The sequence below is a fragment of the Ensifer sp. LBL genome, from assembly GCF_050435225.1.
Lineage (GTDB): Bacteria > Pseudomonadota > Alphaproteobacteria > Rhizobiales > Rhizobiaceae > Ensifer.
Genome location: NZ_JBNDJY010000001.1, coordinates 89,777 through 107,183, shown reverse-complemented (window position 1 = coordinate 107,183; position 17,407 = coordinate 89,777). Strand labels below are relative to the sequence as shown.

Below are 17,407 nucleotides of genomic sequence, written 5' to 3'. Positions count from 1 at the left end.
CGCAAGGGTGCCAAGATGACGAATATGCAGAAGTTCGACCTGTCCACCGTCGAGGCGGAAACCGGTACACCGGCGGCCGACCGGCTCATCTCAGGCGCGCCGCAGTTCAAGACCTGGAACCTGGAGGAGGCCGAAGGTGGCCTCTATGCCGGCGTCTGGGAATCGACGCCTGGAAAATGGCGGATCGTCTATGAGGAGTGGGAGTATTTCCACATCCTCTCCGGTTATTCGATCCTCACGCAGGATGGTGGCGAAGCGGCGCATCTGCGCGCCGGCGACAGCATGATCCTGCGTCCCGGGTTCGAGGGCACCTGGGAAGTCGTGGAGACGACCCGCAAGGACTATGTCATCCGCCTTTAATCGCTGTGGCACCGGAGACCCATAGGGCTTCGGTGCTGCTCACCAGACGAGGTCGAGGCGTTCCAGTCCGTGGAAATGAAACGCGTCCTTGACCTCGGGCTCGGTCTTTAGCCGCATGCCCGGCAGGCGCCGAAACAGGATCGGCAGCGCCAGATTAAGTTCCAGCCGGGCGAGCGGCGCGCCGATGCAGAAATGCAGGCCGGCTCCGAAGGAGACATTGGCGCCTTCGTCGCGCGTCGGTCGGAAGGCGTTCGGGTCGGTGAACTTCTTCGGGTCAACATTCGCCGCTCCGAGCAGCAGGCCGACCTTGTCGCCCTTCCGCATCGTGACGCCTTCATCGAGTTCGATATCCGACAGCGCGTAACGCTGGAAGATATGCAGCGGTGCGGCAAAGCGCAGGCATTCCTCCACCGTCAGCGCGGTTGCCGCATCCGTCGCAAACAGGTCTTTCGCCGAAAGTCCGGATTGCAGGATCGTCTTCACCGCATTGCCGATCTGATGCACGGTCGCCTCGTGACCCGCATTGAGGAGGAGGGCGGTGGTCGAGACCAGCTCCGCGTCCGACAGCCGCTCGCCGTCCTTTTCCGAGGTGATCATGTGCGTCAGCAGGTCGTCCGCGGGGGTGCGGCGCTTCTCGGTGATGATGCCGCGCAGATAATCGGCAAAATCCGCGGAAGCCTGGTTGGCGTCGAGCTCGGTCTCGTAGCTGGGATTGAAGACATACATCCGAACCATGCGATGCGACCAGTCGAGCAGATTGGGCGCTGCCTCGACGGGAATGCCGAGCATGCGGGCGATGATCGTCACGGGAAGCGTTTCGGCAAAGCTCTTCAGCAGTTCGACCTCGCCGTCATCGGCAAAGCCGTCGATCAGGGTATGGGACAGTTGCTCGATGTCTGGCCGCAGCTGTTCGATCTGCCGCGAGACGAAGGCGCGGTTGACCAGCGTGCGCAGCCGGGTGTGTGCGGGCGGCTCAAGCTCCAGCAGCGAATGTTCCTCGAGCGCGTCGAATTCCTTCAAATGCGGTTTCGGCGCCGGTAGTCCAAGTTCGTCGCGCGTCGCCACATGCAGGATCTGCCGGCCGAAGCGCCGGTCGCGCAGAAGCGCGTTCACCTGGTCGTAGCCAGCGAAATACCACTGCTGCCGTTCCTCCCAGAAGAAGGCCGGGCACTGCGCATGGATCTCGGCATAGGCTGCGAGCGGATCACGGTAGAAGGCTGGATCGCGCGCGTCGATGGAAACGCGCCTCAGCGTGCGGTCGATGGAAATGGCAGGCATGGCAGGGGCTCTTCGCGGACTTCAATGGCCCCTATGTCTAAGGGAATCGCGGTTCGGCCGGCAAGCGTGGATATCGCACCCGTCGGGGCGTTGACAGCACGTGCCATGGCGGCCAATCTCTCCTGGCTGCGTAGGGCGCATCGGCAGAGAGCTGAAAGGGCAACGCCCGCCTACGGAACACAGACCGTAGTTGCGCCCATGCCAAACCTTGAAAACCTGAAGAAGCAGGCGAAGCAATACCTCAGATGGCATCGCGACCAGTACTATCCGGTCGCGGCCGAGATCAGGGCTGCCTTGCCGCGCTTCCGCGATCTTGATGATCACGCCATTCTGACGGCTGAGTTCAAGCTCGCCGACGCGCAGGAACTCGTCGCGCGTCAATCCGGTTTCGACAGTTGGCAGGCGTTCAAATCAGGAGCCCTGACAATGCCCAAACAACTGAAACCCGCCACACCGCAGCCGGTGCTGCAATCGACAGCCGCACAGTTGTTCGTTGCCGACATTAGGGCCGCGTGCGACTTCTTCACCGGGAAGCTCGGCTTTGCGGTCGATTTCGTCTACGGCGATCCGCCCTTCTATGGGCAGGTGATCCGGGACAATGCTCGGCTTGCTCTGCGTCTCGTCTGCGAACCCGTCTTCGTCGGCGACATCCGACAGCGCGAGCACCTGCTTTCCGCCTCCATCGCCCTCGATACCGCCAATGACATCAAACAATTGTACCTGGCCTACCAATCGGCCGGGGTCTCTTTTCATCAAGCGTTGCGCACGGAACCCTGGGGTGCGCGTACGTTTATCGTGCTCGATCCCGACGGAAACCTGATCCTGTTTGCGGGGCCGGCCGACTGAACTGAAAAGCGGGAAGGGGCGCCGGTAGCGTGCGTTCGCCGCCGGCGCCCGCGTCTTCCGGCACTCCATCCGCGGGGAACAAACTTCCGCTTTCCTCCCTTTTTCTATGGCACCAGGCGACCTATTTGCGCATGATGCGGCCAGCAAGCAGGGAGCGGCATGGGAAAAAACCAGTCCAGTCTATCGGCGGGGATCGTCGCTGCGATCCGCAAGAGACGTCCCACCGTCGTTCACCGCGAAGCCGCGGTCAGCCGCGGCGATATCGTCATCGCCTCCTACAACATCCACAAATGCGTCGGCACCGACGGGCGCTTCGACCCGGGCCGTACCGCCAATGTCATCGGTGAACTCGGTGCCGATATCGTCGCGCTTCAGGAGGCCGATCAGCGCTTCGGTGAGCGCGCCGGTCTTCTCGATCTCGAGCACCTGCGCCGCGAGGCGCATCTTGTTTCGGTGCCGATTTCCGGCTTTTCGACCAAGGGGCATGGCTGGCACGGCAACGTCCTGCTGCTGCGCGAGGGCGCCGTTTCCGACGTGCGGCAGCTGAAACTGCCCGGCGTCGAGCCGCGCGGTGCGTTGGTTGTCGATCTCGACCTGAAAGTCGGGCCGCTGCGCATCATCGCCGCCCATCTCGGTCTTCTCCGGCATTCGCGCGCCCAGCAGGCCGAGGCGATCCTCGAGGCGGCGTCCGATGCCAACGGGCGGCCAACCCTGCTCATCGGTGATCTCAACGAATGGCGGATGGGGCGGCGTTCGTCGCTGTCCTTCCTCAGCCCGGTATTCGACCCGTCCCATGCGACGGTCGCCAGTTTTCCCTCGCGCTTCCCGCTGTTGCCGCTCGATCGTGTGCTCGGCAATCCGCACCATCTGGTGACGTCGGTCGCGGTGCACGACTCGCCGCTGGCGCGGATCGCCTCGGATCATCTGCCCGTAAAGGCCTCGATCGACCTGAAGGCCGTGCAGCCGGAGCCAAGAGACGGCAAGCGGGTGGAAGCGGGTCGCGTGGGGCCGGCCTGACGGCGCGGACGAGTTTTCGATGTGGTCCTCTGTCCTGTTCACCGTAGCCGCCATCCTCGGACTGCTCGTGGCGACCGTGCTTTACATCTACGGCCGCTTCGGCCGACGCCCACACGGGCCGCCGTCAAGCGCCCTTCCGTTGGCCGATGCAGGCACGGAGCTAGACCGTTATCTGGCGCCGCTCGTTGACGCCCAGGCGGGTGCCAATGGCGTGGCGCTGGTTTCCGACAATATCGAGGCCCTGGTTGCGCGCGCGCACGCGGCACGGCGCGCCGGACGCAGCCTCGACCTGCAGTACTATTACTGGAAGGGCGACCTGACCGGACTTCTTCTTGCCCGTGAGATCCTGGCGGCTGCGGACCGCGGCGTGCGCGTCCGGCTGCTGCTTGACGACATCAATGCCGGCATCCACGACCGCATGTGCATCGCGCTCGACGCCCACCCCCATATCGACGTGCGGCTCTTCAATCCGAGCCGGGCGCGCACCGATCGCTTTCGCCGCGGCTTCGAAATGGCGATCCGCGCTTTCAGCGCCACGCGCCGCATGCACAACAAACTCTGGGTGGCCGACGGCCGCGTTGCGATTGCCGGCGGCCGCAACATCGGCGACGCCTATTTCGATGCCGCCGAACTCTCCAATTTTCGCGATCTCGATGTCTGGATGGTGGGGCCGGTGCTGGATCAGGCGTCGGCCATGTTCGACCGCTACTGGAACAGTGCCTCCGTGCTTCCGATCGCAGCGCTGCGCACGCCGCGCAAGCAGTATTTGCCCACGCTCCGCGAGGCCGTCGACGGATTGGCCCGCACGCCGGCGGGACGGTTCTATCTGGAACGCATCGACAAGGCGGCGGAGGAGGCCGAGATCTACCATGGCACGCGGCAGCTTCACTGGAGTTCCGATATCCGGCTGGCATCCGATCCGCCGGAAAAGGCGCTGATGCAGCGACGCCAGAACTGGCTGTTGCGCGAGCTCTTTCCGCTGATCGAGGCTGCCACGCGGGATCTGAGGATCATCTCGCCCTACTTCATTCCCGGCGTTGCCGGCACACGGGAGCTCGCCGCCATCGTTTCGCGCGGCGCTCGCGTCGCGGTGCTTACCAATTCGCTTGCGGCGACCGACGTTGCCGCCGTTCACGGCGGTTATGTCAAATATCGCCGCAAGCTCATCCGGGCCGGCGTCGCGCTCTTCGAGTTGAAGGAGCAGGGCGATGTTGCCGAGGGGCACCGCATGACGCTGTTCGGACGCCGCAATGCGAGCCTGCACAGCAAGGCCTTCGTGGTCGACGGCCTGAACGGTTTCGTCGGCTCGATGAACTTCGATCCGCGCTCAGCCTCGCTCAATACGGAAATGGGCGTGGTCTTTCAGGATGCGGCACTTGCCGGCGAACTGGCTTCCATGTTCGAGGAGGAAACCTCGCCAGCAATCAGCTACCGGGTCGACATCGAAGGATCACGCCTCATCTGGCGCGATCGCGCCAATGGCTCCGAGCGGCTGGTGCGCCATGAGCCGGATGCGAGCCTAACAAGGCGCATGATCGCCGGGCTGATCCGCATTCTGCCGATCGAGTCGCAGCTGTGACCCGTGGCTTGCTTGCCTCATTTGCGCTTCGTTTACCGATATCGTTGATCCCTGTGCGCAGCGTCTGGGTGTGCGGTCTTGGTCGAGGACGTTGCGCGAAAAATGCTCTATCGCCAACCATGTGTGGAGGACGGCCAAACTTCGGGGCGAACAGTGCCTTCGATTAAGCTTATCGAAGCTTCGCGACTTGAAGTGCAGGGTGTTGACACTCTATGTAGGAGCAGAAGGTAAATCCCGTGATTCCCGGTTCGCAAAGGTTTTGCGAACCCGATTGATGAAGGTTCGATATGAGAAATCCCGTTGATACCGCCCTGGCACTGGTGCCGATGGTTGTTGAACAGACCAACCGCGGTGAACGTTCCTACGATATCTTTTCGCGCCTTCTGAAGGAGCGCATCATCTTCGTGACCGGCCCGGTCGAAGATCAGATGGCAACGCTCGTCTGCGCCCAGCTTCTTTTCCTCGAGGCGGAAAACCCGAAGAAGGAAATCGCGCTCTACATCAATTCGCCGGGCGGCGTCGTCACGTCGGGCATGGCGATCTACGACACGATGCAGTTCATCAAGCCGGCCGTTTCGACGCTCTGCGTCGGTCAGGCCGCCTCGATGGGTTCGCTGCTCCTGGCTGCCGGCCACAAGGACATGCGTTTCGCCACGCCGAACGCGCGCATCATGGTTCACCAGCCTTCGGGCGGTTTCCAGGGCCAGGCCTCGGATATCGAGCGTCACGCCAAGGACATCCTGAAGATGAAGCGCCGCCTCAACGAGGTCTACGTCAAGCATTGCGGCCGCACCTACGAGGAAGTCGAGCAGACGCTCGATCGCGATCATTTCATGAACGCGGACGAAGCTCTGAGCTGGGGCCTCGTTGACAAGGTGCTGACCTCGCGCGAAGAAATCGAAGGCGGCGAGCAGGCCTGATAACGCGCATTTGTGTCGGGATAGATGTAATTGTGACACAATTGTAATGGCTCAAGGGCTTTATCGACAGGGTAAAGCCGGTAATATGAACCATTAATGCTATGTTGGAATCTGACGGCGTAGTGTTGGTTCGAGTTGGGAGAGTCGTTGCGGCCGCGTCGGGCGTCTTCGCCAGGGGCGGCAAGTACTCCCGGAAGCCCTGCGTGAGGTTGAGGCGCAAGGCAAATTGAGTGGTCCGCGATACTTATCTTGAAAGTGTCCGGCGTGCTGGAAGGAAGTCGAAATGAGCAAGGTCAGCGGAAGCAACGGCGGTGACTCGAAGAATACACTTTATTGTTCGTTCTGCGGCAAGAGCCAGCACGAAGTCCGCAAGCTGATTGCCGGACCGACCGTATTCATCTGCGATGAATGCGTCGAACTGTGCATGGACATCATTCGCGAAGAGAACAAGACCTCGATGGTCAAGTCCCGCGACGGTGTTCCGACCCCTCAGGAAATCATCAAGGTTCTGGACGAATACGTCATCGGTCAGCAGCAGGCCAAGCGCATCCTGTCGGTCGCCGTTCACAACCACTACAAGCGCCTGGCGCACGCCGCCAAGGGCAGCGACGTCGAGCTGGCGAAGTCGAACATCATGCTCGTCGGCCCGACCGGCTGCGGCAAGACCTATCTCGCCCAGACGCTCGCCCGTATCATCGACGTGCCGTTCACCATGGCCGACGCCACGACGCTGACCGAAGCCGGTTACGTCGGTGAAGACGTCGAGAACATCATCCTGAAGCTGCTCCAGGCGGCCGACTACAACGTCGAGCGCGCCCAGCGCGGCATCGTCTATATCGACGAAGTCGACAAGATTTCGCGCAAGTCCGACAATCCGTCGATAACGCGCGACGTATCGGGCGAGGGCGTGCAGCAGGCGCTTCTGAAGATCATGGAAGGCACGGTTGCCTCGGTACCGCCGCAGGGCGGCCGCAAGCATCCGCAGCAGGAATTCCTGCAGGTCGACACCACCAACATTCTCTTCATCTGCGGCGGCGCCTTTGCCGGTCTCGACAAGATCATCTCCGCCCGTGGCGAGAAGACCTCGATCGGCTTCGGCGCAACGGTCCGCTCGCCGGAAGATCGCCGTGTCGGCGAAGTTCTGCGCGAACTGGAGCCGGAAGATCTCGTCAAGTTCGGCCTGATCCCGGAATTCATCGGTCGTCTGCCGGTTCTGGCGACGCTCGAAGATCTCGATGAAGATGCGCTGATCCAGATCCTGTCCGAGCCGAAGAACGCTCTGATCAAGCAGTACCAGCGCCTGTTCGAGATGGAAGACGTGGAATTGACCTTCCACGAGGACGCGCTTCGCGAGATTGCCCGCCGGGCGATCGTGCGCAAGACGGGTGCCCGTGGCCTTCGCTCCATCATGGAAAAGATCCTGCTCGACACCATGTTCGAGCTGCCGACGCTCGAAGGCGTGCGTGAAGTGGTCATCTCCGACGAGGTGGTCAAGGGCTCTGCCCGGCCGCTTTACATCTACTCGGAACGGTCGGACGAAAAGACCAACGTTTCGGCCTGAGCGTCCTGAAATATCCATTGAGAAGCCCGCCTCGTGCGGGCTTTTTCATGTCTACTTCATGTCTTCACACTTAGCTGTTGAGACACGAACGCAGGGGCGCAGATTTCACAATTCGATTGTTGCTAAAGTGCCGCAAACAACGCAATGATGTGACGATTCAATGAAGGACCTTAATGGTTGCGGTCCAAGAGCTTGTAGTCCGTCGCAAGGTCCGCAACAGCATTGATGCGTAGTCAGAAGGACCCGGCCACAGTTTGTGGATGTCTGCGTCGAGCCTTGAAATGGACGCGGTTGCACTCCACTTTCATGTGGAAAATATGACAGCCGGGAGTGCCTGTAGGGCTCCCGGAAACGGGCCCGAAATCGGGACGGAAAGGAAATGACATGACGAACAAAACGTCACCGGCGACTGAAAGCGCGACCTACCCGGTCCTGCCGCTCCGCGACATCGTAGTCTTCCCGCACATGATCGTGCCGCTTTTCGTCGGCCGCGAAAAGTCGATCCGTGCGCTTGAGGAAGTCATGGGCACCGACAAGCAGATCATGCTTGCCACCCAGATCAACGCCACCGACGACGATCCGGAACCGTCCGCGATCTACGAAGTCGGCACCATCGCCAACGTCCTGCAACTGCTGAAGCTGCCCGACGGCACCGTCAAGGTGCTGGTCGAAGGCCGCGCGCGCGCCAAGATCGACGGCTACACGCCGCGCGAAGAATTCTACGAAGCTGCCGCGCACACGCTGAGCGAGCCGGAGGAAGACCCGGTCGAGATCGAGGCGCTCAGCCGCTCGGTCGTCTCCGAGTTCGAAAGCTACGTGAAGCTCAACAAGAAGATCTCCCCCGAGGTCGTCGGTGTCGCCAGCCAGATCGAGGACTATTCGAAGCTGGCCGATACGGTGGCTTCGCACCTTTCGATCAAGATCGTCGAAAAGCAGGAAATGCTGGAGACCACCAGCGTGAAGATGCGCCTGGAAAAGGCGCTCGGCTTCATGGAAGGCGAGATCTCCGTCCTGCAGGTGGAAAAGCGCATCCGCTCGCGCGTCAAGCGCCAGATGGAGAAGACCCAGCGCGAATACTACCTCAACGAACAGATGAAGGCGATCCAGAAGGAACTCGGCGACGGCGAAGACGGCCGCGACGAGATGGCCGAGATTGAAGAGCGTATCGCCAAGACCAAGCTTTCCAAGGAAGCGCGCGAAAAGGCTGACGCGGAGCTGAAGAAGCTGCGCCAGATGAGCCCGATGTCGGCAGAAGCCACCGTCGTTCGCAACTACCTGGATTGGCTGCTCGGTCTGCCCTGGGGCAAGAAGTCGAAGATCAAGACCGACCTGAACCATGCCGAGGAAGTGCTCAACGTCGATCACTTCGGCCTCGACAAGGTCAAGGAACGCATCGTCGAGTATCTCGCCGTGCAGGCCCGTTCGACCAAGATCAAGGGCCCGATCCTGTGCCTCGTCGGCCCTCCGGGCGTCGGCAAGACCTCGCTCGCCAAGTCGATCGCCAAGGCGACCGGCCGCGAATACGTGCGCATGGCACTCGGCGGTGTTCGTGACGAAGCCGAAATCCGTGGCCACCGCCGCACCTATATCGGCTCCATGCCGGGCAAGGTCGTCCAGTCGATGAAGAAGGCGAAGCGGTCCAACCCGCTGTTCCTGCTCGACGAAATCGACAAGATGGGCCAGGACTTCCGCGGCGATCCGTCGTCGGCGCTGCTCGAGGTGCTGGATCCGGAACAGAACTCGACCTTCATGGACCACTACCTGGAAGTCGAATACGACCTGTCCAACGTGATGTTCATCACCACCGCCAACACGTTGAATATCCCGGCGCCGTTGATGGACCGCATGGAAGTGATCCGCATCGCCGGCTACACCGAAGAGGAAAAGCTGGAAATCGCCAAGCGGCACCTGCTGCCGAAGGCGATCCGCGACCACGCGCTGCAGCCGAAGGAGTTCTCGGTCACCGACGGCGCACTGATGGCGGTCATCCAGACCTACACCCGCGAAGCCGGTGTGCGTAACTTCGAGCGCGAGCTGATGAAGCTCGCCCGCAAGGCCGTGACCGAGATCATCAAGGGCAAGGCCAAGAAAGTCGAAGTGACCGCTGCCAACATCAACGACTATCTGGGCGTTCCGCGCTTCCGCCACGGCGAAGCCGAACGTGACGACCAGATCGGTGTTGTCACCGGTCTCGCATGGACCGAGGTCGGCGGCGAGCTGCTGACGATCGAAGGCGTCATGATGCCCGGCAAGGGCCGCATGACCGTCACCGGCAACCTGCGCGACGTGATGAAGGAATCGATTTCGGCAGCGGCGTCCTATGTCCGCTCGCGCGCGATCGACTTCGGCATCGAGCCGCCGCTGTTCGACAAGCGTGACATCCACGTGCACGTGCCGGAAGGTGCGACGCCGAAGGATGGCCCGTCGGCCGGTGTCGCCATGGCAACCACGATCGTGTCGATCATGACCGGTATCCCGATCTCCAAGGATGTCGCCATGACCGGCGAGATCACGCTGCGCGGCCGCGTGCTGCCGATCGGCGGTCTGAAGGAGAAGCTCCTGGCAGCGCTTCGGGGTGGCATCAAGAAGGTGCTGATCCCGGAAGAGAACGCCAAGGATCTCGCCGAGATCCCGGACAACGTGAAGAACGCGCTCGAAATCATCCCGGTTTCGCGGATGGGCGAAGTGCTCGAACACGCTCTGGTGCGCATGCCGGAACCGATCGAATGGGACCCGGCAAACGAGCCGGCAACCGTTGCACCGGTTGATTCGCAGGACGAAGCAGGCTCTTCGATCGCCCACTGACGGGTGCTCGAAAAAGGGCGCCGCTGGCTCGCGCGGCGCTCATTTTGCAGAAAAATTGGGAAGACCGGCCATTGGCCGGTCTTTTTTGTTGTAAAAGCGCCCTGCAAGCCTTGCATTCCAAGGGATTAGGCGCAATTGGGAAAGGCAAGACGCGGGCGAAGCGCAAGCCGCCGCGCCTTAAAACACAGTCGTTTCGAACCAATCTGAAAGGGGTGGAAACATGAACAAAAATGAGCTCGTGTCTGCCGTTGCTGAGAAGGCCGGACTTTCCAAGACCGACGCATCTTCTGCAGTTGATGCAGTTTTCGAGACCATCCAGGCTGAGCTGAAGAACGGCGGCGACATTCGCCTGGTCGGCTTCGGCAACTTCTCGGTTTCGCGCCGCGAAGCCTCGAAGGGTCGTAACCCGTCCACGGGTGCGGAAGTTGACATCCCGGCACGCAACGTGCCGAAGTTCACGGCCGGCAAGGGCCTGAAGGATGCCGTCAACGGCTGATGAGATTTGCTTGGCGGCCGGACACGAGGCCGGCAGTCCAGGTATTCGAGGGTTCGGCGCAAGCCGGACCCTTTCGCATTTTGGGGCAGCCCTTGCGGGTACCCGCCATTTGCTCTAGGGCTTGCCCATTCTCAGGGCGGGGTGAAAGTCCCCACCGGCGGTAAGGGCATGAGAGCGCAGCGTCTTGAAGGCGCGCGAAGTTGGCCCAAGCCCGCGAGCGCCTCTCCTCGATTTTTGGGGGGAGGGTCAGCAGATCCGGTGTAACTCCGGAGCCGACGGTCATAGTCCGGATGAAAGAGAATGGTCGCCGGCACGAAGGGCAGGGATGCCCGGCGTCGTGTCGTGCGCTCATGCGTCCTGATTTGTGTTTGGTCCGCATTCAGGGTGCATGACATGAATCAGACTTCCCTCGGTTTTTCCTCCTCGCGCGCCATGGCCGGAGCCGGCTTCATGGTTCTGGCCGGGATCGCCTTTGCCGGCCTCAATGTCGTCACCCAATGGCTGACGATGAAGCTCGGTTTCCCGGCCACCGCCATGGCGTTCTGGCAATATGCCTTCGCCTTCCTCTTCTCGCTGCCGTTTCTGCGACGCGCCGGGCTGTCGGCCATGCGCACCGACTATCCCTGGCGCCACGTCGTGCGCGTGGTGCTGGCCGCCTTCGGGGTCGGGGCCTGGGTCTCGGGGCTAGCGCACGTGCCGATCTGGCAGGCGATCGCTCTGGTCATGACCTCGCCGTTCTTCATCATCCTCGGCGCCCGCCTGTTTCTCGGCGAACGTGTCGGCGCGGCGCGCTGGGCAGCAACCGCGGTTGGCTTCGCGGGGGCGATGATCATTCTCGAACCCTGGTCGGACAGTTTCAGCTGGGCCGCCCTTCTGCCGATCCTCTCGGCGCTTTTGTGGGGGGCTTCGTCGCTCATCACCAAGAGCCTCACCAGTCTTGAGCGCCCCGAAACGATCACCGTCTGGCTGCTTGTGCTTCTGACGCCGATCAACGGCGCCATCGCGCTTTCGGCCGGTTTCACCGTGCCCGATGGCGCAGCGCTCGGCTTCCTGCTGCTTGCCGGGATCCTGACCGTCGTCGCGCAGTATCTTCTGACGCTCGCCTATACGGTGGCCGACGCCGCCTATGTGCAGCCCTTCGACGACCTGAAGCTGCCGCTCAACGTCTTTGCCGGCTGGCTGGTTTTCGGTTACGCGCCGACGGGGTATCTTTGGGTCGGCGCGGTGCTGATCCTTGGCGCTTCGCTGTTCATCATGCGCAACGAAATGCGGCGCGAGCGCACCGCTCCCGCAACCGGAACGGTGTAAAACCCGAGCGTTGTCATTCGGCTGTCATCGGCATCGCGCAGAACCCCCATGTTTTCAGTGTTCGCACATGGGGGATTTCATGACCATCACTTCGCGCGTGACCGCGCTCGCGGCCGTTCTTCTTGCCTCCGCAGCATTTCCTGCGGCGGCCGAGCCCGTCTTCAACCGCATTGCATCCTTTGCTGTTGCCGATAATTTGCCGGAAGGCGATGCGCGCAAGGCGCCGACATCCGCCGAAATCATCGCGGCCAGCGAAGACGGCAATCTGCTCGTCTATTCCGACAGCCCGGGCAAGCGCGTCGGCCTGATCGACATCACCGATGCCAAGGCGCCCAAGGCAGCCGGCACGGTTTCCTTTGACGGCGAGCCGACCTCCGTCACCATCGCCGGTGCAAAGGCACTCGTCGCGGTCAACACGCGCGAGAGCTTCGTCAAGCCGTCGGGGCTTCTGGCGATCGTCGATCTGGCGTCGAAGAAAGTCGATGCGACCTGTGATCTCGGCGGCCAGCCGGATTCGATCACCGTCAACAAGGACCGCACGCTTGCTGCCATTGCGATCGAAAACGAGCGCGATGAAGAGCTGAACGATGGCAAGATCCCGCAGATGCCGGCCGGCGACCTCGTTATCCTGTCGCTGAAGGATGGTGTTGCCGATTGCGGTTCGCTGAAGCGCGTGACGCTGACCGGTCTTGCTGAAATCGCCGGTGAAGATCCGGAGCCGGAATTCGTTTCCTTCAACGGCAAGGACGAGATCGCGCTGACCCTGCAGGAAAACAATCACATCGTCATTATCGACGGCAAGACCGGGACCGTGAAGACGCACTTCTCCGCCGGCACGGTCGACCTCAAGAACATCGACACCAAGCGTAACGGCGCGATCGCCTTCAAGGACGAGCAGCCGGGCCGCAAGCGCGAGCCTGACGCCGTGAAGTGGCTCGACGACAACCGCATCGTCGTCGCCAACGAAGGTGATTATGAAGGCGGCGCGCGTGGCTTCACCATCTTCGACACGACCGGCAAGGTTCTCTATGAGGCGGGCGCCAGCTTCGAGCATGCAGTTGCCGCCATCGGCCACTATCCCGAGAAGCGCTCTTCGGCCAAGGGCGTCGAGCCCGAGGGCCTGGAAGCGGCGAAGTTCGGCGACGACAACCTGTTCTTCGTGCTGGCCGAGCGCGCTTCGATCGTCGGCGTCTACAAGGACACGGGCGCCGAGCCCGAACTGCTGCAGCTTCTGCCGTCGGGCATTTCGCCGGAAGGCGCCGTCGCGATCCCGTCGCGCAATCTCTTTGCGACCGCAAACGAAGTCGATCTCGTCGAGGATGGCGGCGCACGCTCGCACGTCATGATCTATGAGCGTGCCGAGGGCGAAGCAGCCTATCCGCAGATCCGCTCCGCCGAGAAGGACGGCCTGCCGATCGGCTTCGGTGCGCTCTCCGGTCTCGTTGCCGTCGCCGACAAGCCCGGCTTCCTGCGCGCCGTCAATGATTCGGTCTACTCGTCGCAGCCGACGATCTTCACGATCGACGCGACCCAGAAGCCGGCGTTGATCACCGAAGCGCTCGCCATCACCCGTGACGGCGCACCGGCTCAGAAGCTCGACATCGAAGGCATCGCCAATGACGGGGAAGGGGGCTTCTGGCTCGCGTCGGAAGGCAACTCCGACAAGCTCTACAGCCACGCGATCTTCCACGTGAACAAGAAGGGCGAGATCAAGAAGGAAATCGCCCTGCCGGAAGCGCTGCGCGCCGGCGAAACCCGCTTCGGCTTCGAGGGCATCACCGTTGTCGGCGAAGGCGACGAGCAGACGCTATGGATGGCTGTTCAGCGCGAGTGGAAGGATGACGAAAAGGGCTTCGTCAAGCTCGTCTCCTACAACCCGAAGAGCGAAGAATGGGGTGCGGTGCGCTACCCGCTGGAAAAGGCCGGTGACGGCTGGGTCGGCCTGTCGGAAATCTCCGTCCACGGCGACTACGCCTACATCATCGAGCGCGACAACCTGATCGGCCAGGCTGCCAAGCTCAAGAAAATCTATCGCGTTGCGCTGTCGGAACTGAAGCCGGCTGCCCTTGGCGGTGAACTGCCTGTCGTCAAGAAGGAAGAGGTTCGTGACCTCATTCCGGAACTGAAGGCGCTGAACGGCTACGTCGTCGACAAGGTCGAAGGCTTCACCGTTGATGCCGCTGGCAACGGCTATGTCGTCACCGACAATGACGGCGTCGACGACTCCTCCGGCGAAACCCTGTTCTTCTCCATTGGCGCCATCAACGCGATGTAAGCGTTACCGCCCGGAGAAAACGGGAGAGGCCGGGACATGACGTCCCGGCCTCTTTCTGTTTCGGCACCGGTGATTTGCGAAAGGCGGCCTGCGCCTAGCGGGCGATCGCGACCTGCGCTGCCTCTTCGGCCTCATCCTTGCGCTTGCGGATCTCGTCCGTCCGATCGACCAGCTTGCCGACGATGTCGTAGAGAGCGTCGAGTTCTTCATCGTCGAGTGCGGAGAAGATTTCCTCGAGCAGTTGCTTGCGGGGATGTTCGGCGGCTTCCAGAACGATGCGGCCGGTTTCGGTGATCGAGACGATCTTGGCGCGCCGGTCCTCGGGATCGGGCTTGCGCATGACCAGGCGGTCACGCTCCAGGCCGTCGATCGCTTCGGTGACCGTGCGCGGCGCGAAGTTCAGCGCACAGGCGATGTCGGTCGAGCGACAGGGGCCGAGCTTGCTGAGGAAGAAGAGGAACTTGCTGCGCGCCAGCGACACGCCTTCCTCGGTCATCGATTCGTTCACCAGCCGGTGAACCCGGTGGTAAAGCTCGAACAGTCTATCGGATACTTCGAATGTCTTCTTCATGATCGTCGCTGGAATTTCATGAGGTGCCATGTGAAATGGCAGTAACATTAGTGATAGTTATAATTGCCGCATTTGTCGACACAAACCTCCGGCGTTTCACGGTAACTCCGTCGCCGACAAAGAAACGGCCGCCATTTCTGGCGGCCGTTTCACTTTGTTCGGCAAGAAATTCTCGCGATCGGCGACCGTTTGCGCGTCACACGACTTGCGCGTCGCCTCGGGTCGCGATCAGGCGGCCCAACGCGATGCGCCGGTCGACTGGGCGTAACCGTGACCACCGGCCTCGCCGAGCGTAAAGCGTGCGATCAGCTCGCGCAGACGGCCGGCTTCCTGGGCAAGCTGGGCGCTTGCCGCGTTGGCTTCCTCGACCATTGCCGCGTTCTGCTGGGTGACCTGGTCCATCTGGTTGACGGCCGTGTTGACTTCGGAAAGCCCGGCGGACTGTTCCTGCGCCGAGACGGCGATCGCGTCCATGTGCTGGTTGATCGTGACGATGAAGCCTTCGATCGTGCGCAAAGCTTCGCCGGTTTCGCGCACGAGCCGGACACCGCTTTCGACCTCGACGGCGGAGTTGCGGATCAGATCCTTGATCTCCTTGGCCGCGTTGGCCGAGCGCTGGGCAAGCTCGCGCACTTCCTGGGCGACGACGGCGAAGCCCTTGCCGGCATCACCGGCGCGGGCAGCTTCGACGCCGGCGTTGAGAGCCAGCAGGTTGGTCTGGAAAGCGATCTCGTCGATCACGCCGATGATGTTGGAGATCTGGCTCGACGAATGCTCGATGCGGCCCATGGCGTCGACAGCACCCGAGACGATCGCGCCGGACTTGCGGGCGCTTTCGTTGGCCTGGCCGGCAACGGTGCGGGCCTCGTGGGTGCGCTTCGACGAATTGCCGACATTGACGGTGATCTGGTCGAGCGCGGCTGCGGTCTCTTCCAGCGAGGCCGCCTGTTGCTCCGTCCGTCGCGACAGATCGTCGGCGCTCTGGCTGACTTCGCGGGCACCGCTGTCGATGCTGCCCGAGGCTGACGAGACGGCGGCAAGCGTGTCGGCGAGCTGGGCGACGGCCTGGTTCAGATCGTGACGCAGCTGCTCGAAATCGGGCGAGAAGGGTTCGTTGAGCTGGAAGGCGAGATCGCCCGAGGCAAGGCGGCGCAGGCCGGTGGCAAGGCCAGCGGTTGCTTCCTGGAGGCGGCGCTGGGCTGCTGCTTCCGCTTCTTCCGTCACGCGCAGGCGCTCGGCTTCCGCCTTGGCGCGCTGCGTCTGGGCGTCGGCTTCGAGATGCTGATTGGCGATCGCAGCCTGGCGGAAGACCTCGACTGCACGGGCCATCTCGCCGATTTCGTCCTTGCGGGCGCCATAGGGGATGCTGCTGTCGGTGTCGCCCTCGGCAAGGCGTGCCATCGATCGGGTGATGATCTGGATCGGGCGGGCAATGCCGCGCACGGCATAGAGGATGGCGCCGAGCACGATGACGGCGGCAAGGGCGATGACGCCGATCTCGATCATGCGGATCTGGTCATGCGTCGCCGAACTTGCGGCAACGGCGGCATCTGCACCGGCGAGGTTCAGCGCGCGCATTTCCTTAATCGCTTCGTCGACCTTACCTTCTGTCTCGCGCATCTCGACCTTGAAGACGCTCTGCGCCTTCATGTTCTCGAGGTTGTTGGAGAGCTTGACCATGCCTTCGGCGACCGAGAGATAGGCCTGATAGGCGGTCCGGACATTGTCGAGCCCCGCCTTGTCGGCATCGGTGACCATCAGGCTCGAATATTCGTCGGCGAGCTTGTTGAAGCCTGCGACGGTCTCGCCAATGACCTTCTCCGCCGCCTTCTTTTCAAACGGGGTCAGGGAAATCAGATGGCGGGCAAACGCCATGCGGGTATCGGAAAGCTGCGTTTCGAGCGCGCGGGAAAGCGAGACGCGCGGCAGCCAGGTGGTGGCGATCTCGTTGTTGCGCTCGTTCATCATCTTGATGCCGCCGAGCGATGAAACGGCAAGTGCCGAGACGATAACGGCAACCACGAGGAAAAGGGCAATAAGCGTGTGGGAAATCTTGAGCCGTGACATGGTACCCCCGGAAGGACGGCCGTCCGTAAAACTGTACTTGAATTAAGTCATTCCGGCTCTTGATCGTCATGACGGAGCGGATAGCCGAAGCAGGAATCATTCCGGTGCCTGGCCGCGCGTGAAACGCAGCCGGGGCAAACCTATCGAACAAGATGTTACAAAAGCCCTAATCGATTAAAGTGAGTATAATCTGATATTTGCAGGTAGTGCCGCGATGTCTGGAGTGGACGATGTTAACTATTGCCGCCGGCCGCATCTGTATTAGCGTTGCCTTTACTTCAGATGTCCGAAATATGCTTTCCGGCAGGCTGCGCATCTCGCAAG

13 protein-coding genes and 1 riboswitch are annotated in these 17,407 nt (G+C 61.9%); of the genes, 10 read left to right on the top strand and 3 right to left on the bottom strand.

What is annotated here, in order from left to right; translation table 11 throughout:
- The first annotated feature begins 15 nt into the window (after positions 1 to 15).
- On the top strand, positions 16 to 360 hold the full coding sequence (locus OKW20_RS00515; protein ID WP_043611473.1) for a cupin domain-containing protein: 345 nt from the start codon (positions 16 to 18) through the stop codon (positions 358 to 360).
- A 39-nt stretch (positions 361 to 399) separates the two neighbouring features.
- Here OKW20_RS00515 and OKW20_RS00510 read toward each other — a convergent pair whose 3' ends face one another.
- A complete protein-coding gene (locus tag OKW20_RS00510; RefSeq protein ID WP_429169671.1) occupies positions 400 to 1,638 on the bottom strand; it encodes a cytochrome P450 in 1,239 nt (412 codons plus the stop codon).
- Between the two features lie 198 nt (positions 1,639 to 1,836).
- Here OKW20_RS00510 and OKW20_RS00505 point away from each other — a divergent pair, with 198 nt between their 5' ends.
- From OKW20_RS00505 to OKW20_RS00465, 9 genes are all read left to right on the top strand, one after another.
- Positions 1,837 to 2,484, top strand: a complete 648-nt coding sequence (locus OKW20_RS00505) for a VOC family protein (protein ID WP_429171114.1) — start codon at positions 1,837 to 1,839, stop codon at positions 2,482 to 2,484.
- 159 nt (positions 2,485 to 2,643) lie between these two features.
- On the top strand, positions 2,644 to 3,501 hold the full coding sequence (locus OKW20_RS00500) for an endonuclease/exonuclease/phosphatase family protein (protein WP_429169670.1): 858 nt from the start codon (positions 2,644 to 2,646) through the stop codon (positions 3,499 to 3,501).
- A gap of 19 nt (positions 3,502 to 3,520) precedes the next feature.
- A complete protein-coding gene (locus tag OKW20_RS00495) occupies positions 3,521 to 5,080 on the top strand; it encodes a phospholipase D family protein (protein WP_429169668.1) in 1,560 nt (519 codons plus the stop codon).
- Between the two features lie 287 nt (positions 5,081 to 5,367).
- Positions 5,368 to 6,000 (top strand): ATP-dependent Clp protease proteolytic subunit, encoded by a 633-nt coding sequence (locus OKW20_RS00490; RefSeq protein WP_034803630.1) that lies wholly within the window; start codon positions 5,368 to 5,370, stop codon positions 5,998 to 6,000.
- Positions 6,001 to 6,283: 283 nt separating this feature from the next.
- Positions 6,284 to 7,561 carry an ATP-dependent Clp protease ATP-binding subunit ClpX gene (clpX, locus tag OKW20_RS00485; protein ID WP_043611478.1) on the top strand — a complete coding sequence of 426 codons (1,278 nt, stop codon included), beginning with the start codon at positions 6,284 to 6,286 and terminating at the stop codon, positions 7,559 to 7,561.
- A 384-nt stretch (positions 7,562 to 7,945) separates the two neighbouring features.
- The gene (gene lon / locus OKW20_RS00480) at positions 7,946 to 10,366 is read left to right on the top strand and encodes an endopeptidase La (protein ID WP_043611479.1); all 2,421 of its coding nucleotides are present in this window, start codon (positions 7,946 to 7,948) and stop codon (positions 10,364 to 10,366) included.
- Positions 10,367 to 10,586: 220 nt separating this feature from the next.
- Positions 10,587 to 10,862, top strand: coding sequence for a DNA-binding protein HupB (gene hupB, locus OKW20_RS00475; RefSeq protein WP_034803616.1), 276 nt, complete (start codon positions 10,587 to 10,589; stop codon positions 10,860 to 10,862).
- Positions 10,863 to 10,985: 123 nt separating this feature from the next.
- Positions 10,986 to 11,168: riboswitch (FMN riboswitch) on the top strand.
- 87 nt (positions 11,169 to 11,255) lie between these two features.
- Positions 11,256 to 12,170 carry a DMT family transporter gene (locus OKW20_RS00470; protein WP_429169666.1) on the top strand — a complete coding sequence of 305 codons (915 nt, stop codon included), beginning with the start codon at positions 11,256 to 11,258 and terminating at the stop codon, positions 12,168 to 12,170.
- Between the two features lie 67 nt (positions 12,171 to 12,237).
- Entirely contained in the window at positions 12,238 to 14,445 is a 2,208-nt protein-coding gene (locus OKW20_RS00465) for an esterase-like activity of phytase family protein (protein WP_429169665.1), read from the top strand.
- A gap of 94 nt (positions 14,446 to 14,539) precedes the next feature.
- On the opposite strand, the gene OKW20_RS00460 is transcribed toward OKW20_RS00465, so the two are convergent.
- Positions 14,540 to 15,016 carry a MarR family winged helix-turn-helix transcriptional regulator gene (locus tag OKW20_RS00460; protein WP_043611481.1) on the bottom strand — a complete coding sequence of 159 codons (477 nt, stop codon included), beginning with the start codon at positions 15,014 to 15,016 and terminating at the stop codon, positions 14,540 to 14,542.
- 228 nt (positions 15,017 to 15,244) lie between these two features.
- A complete protein-coding gene (locus OKW20_RS00455; RefSeq protein WP_429169663.1) occupies positions 15,245 to 17,083 on the bottom strand; it encodes a HAMP domain-containing methyl-accepting chemotaxis protein in 1,839 nt (612 codons plus the stop codon).
- Positions 17,084 to 17,407: the final 324 nt, after the last annotated feature.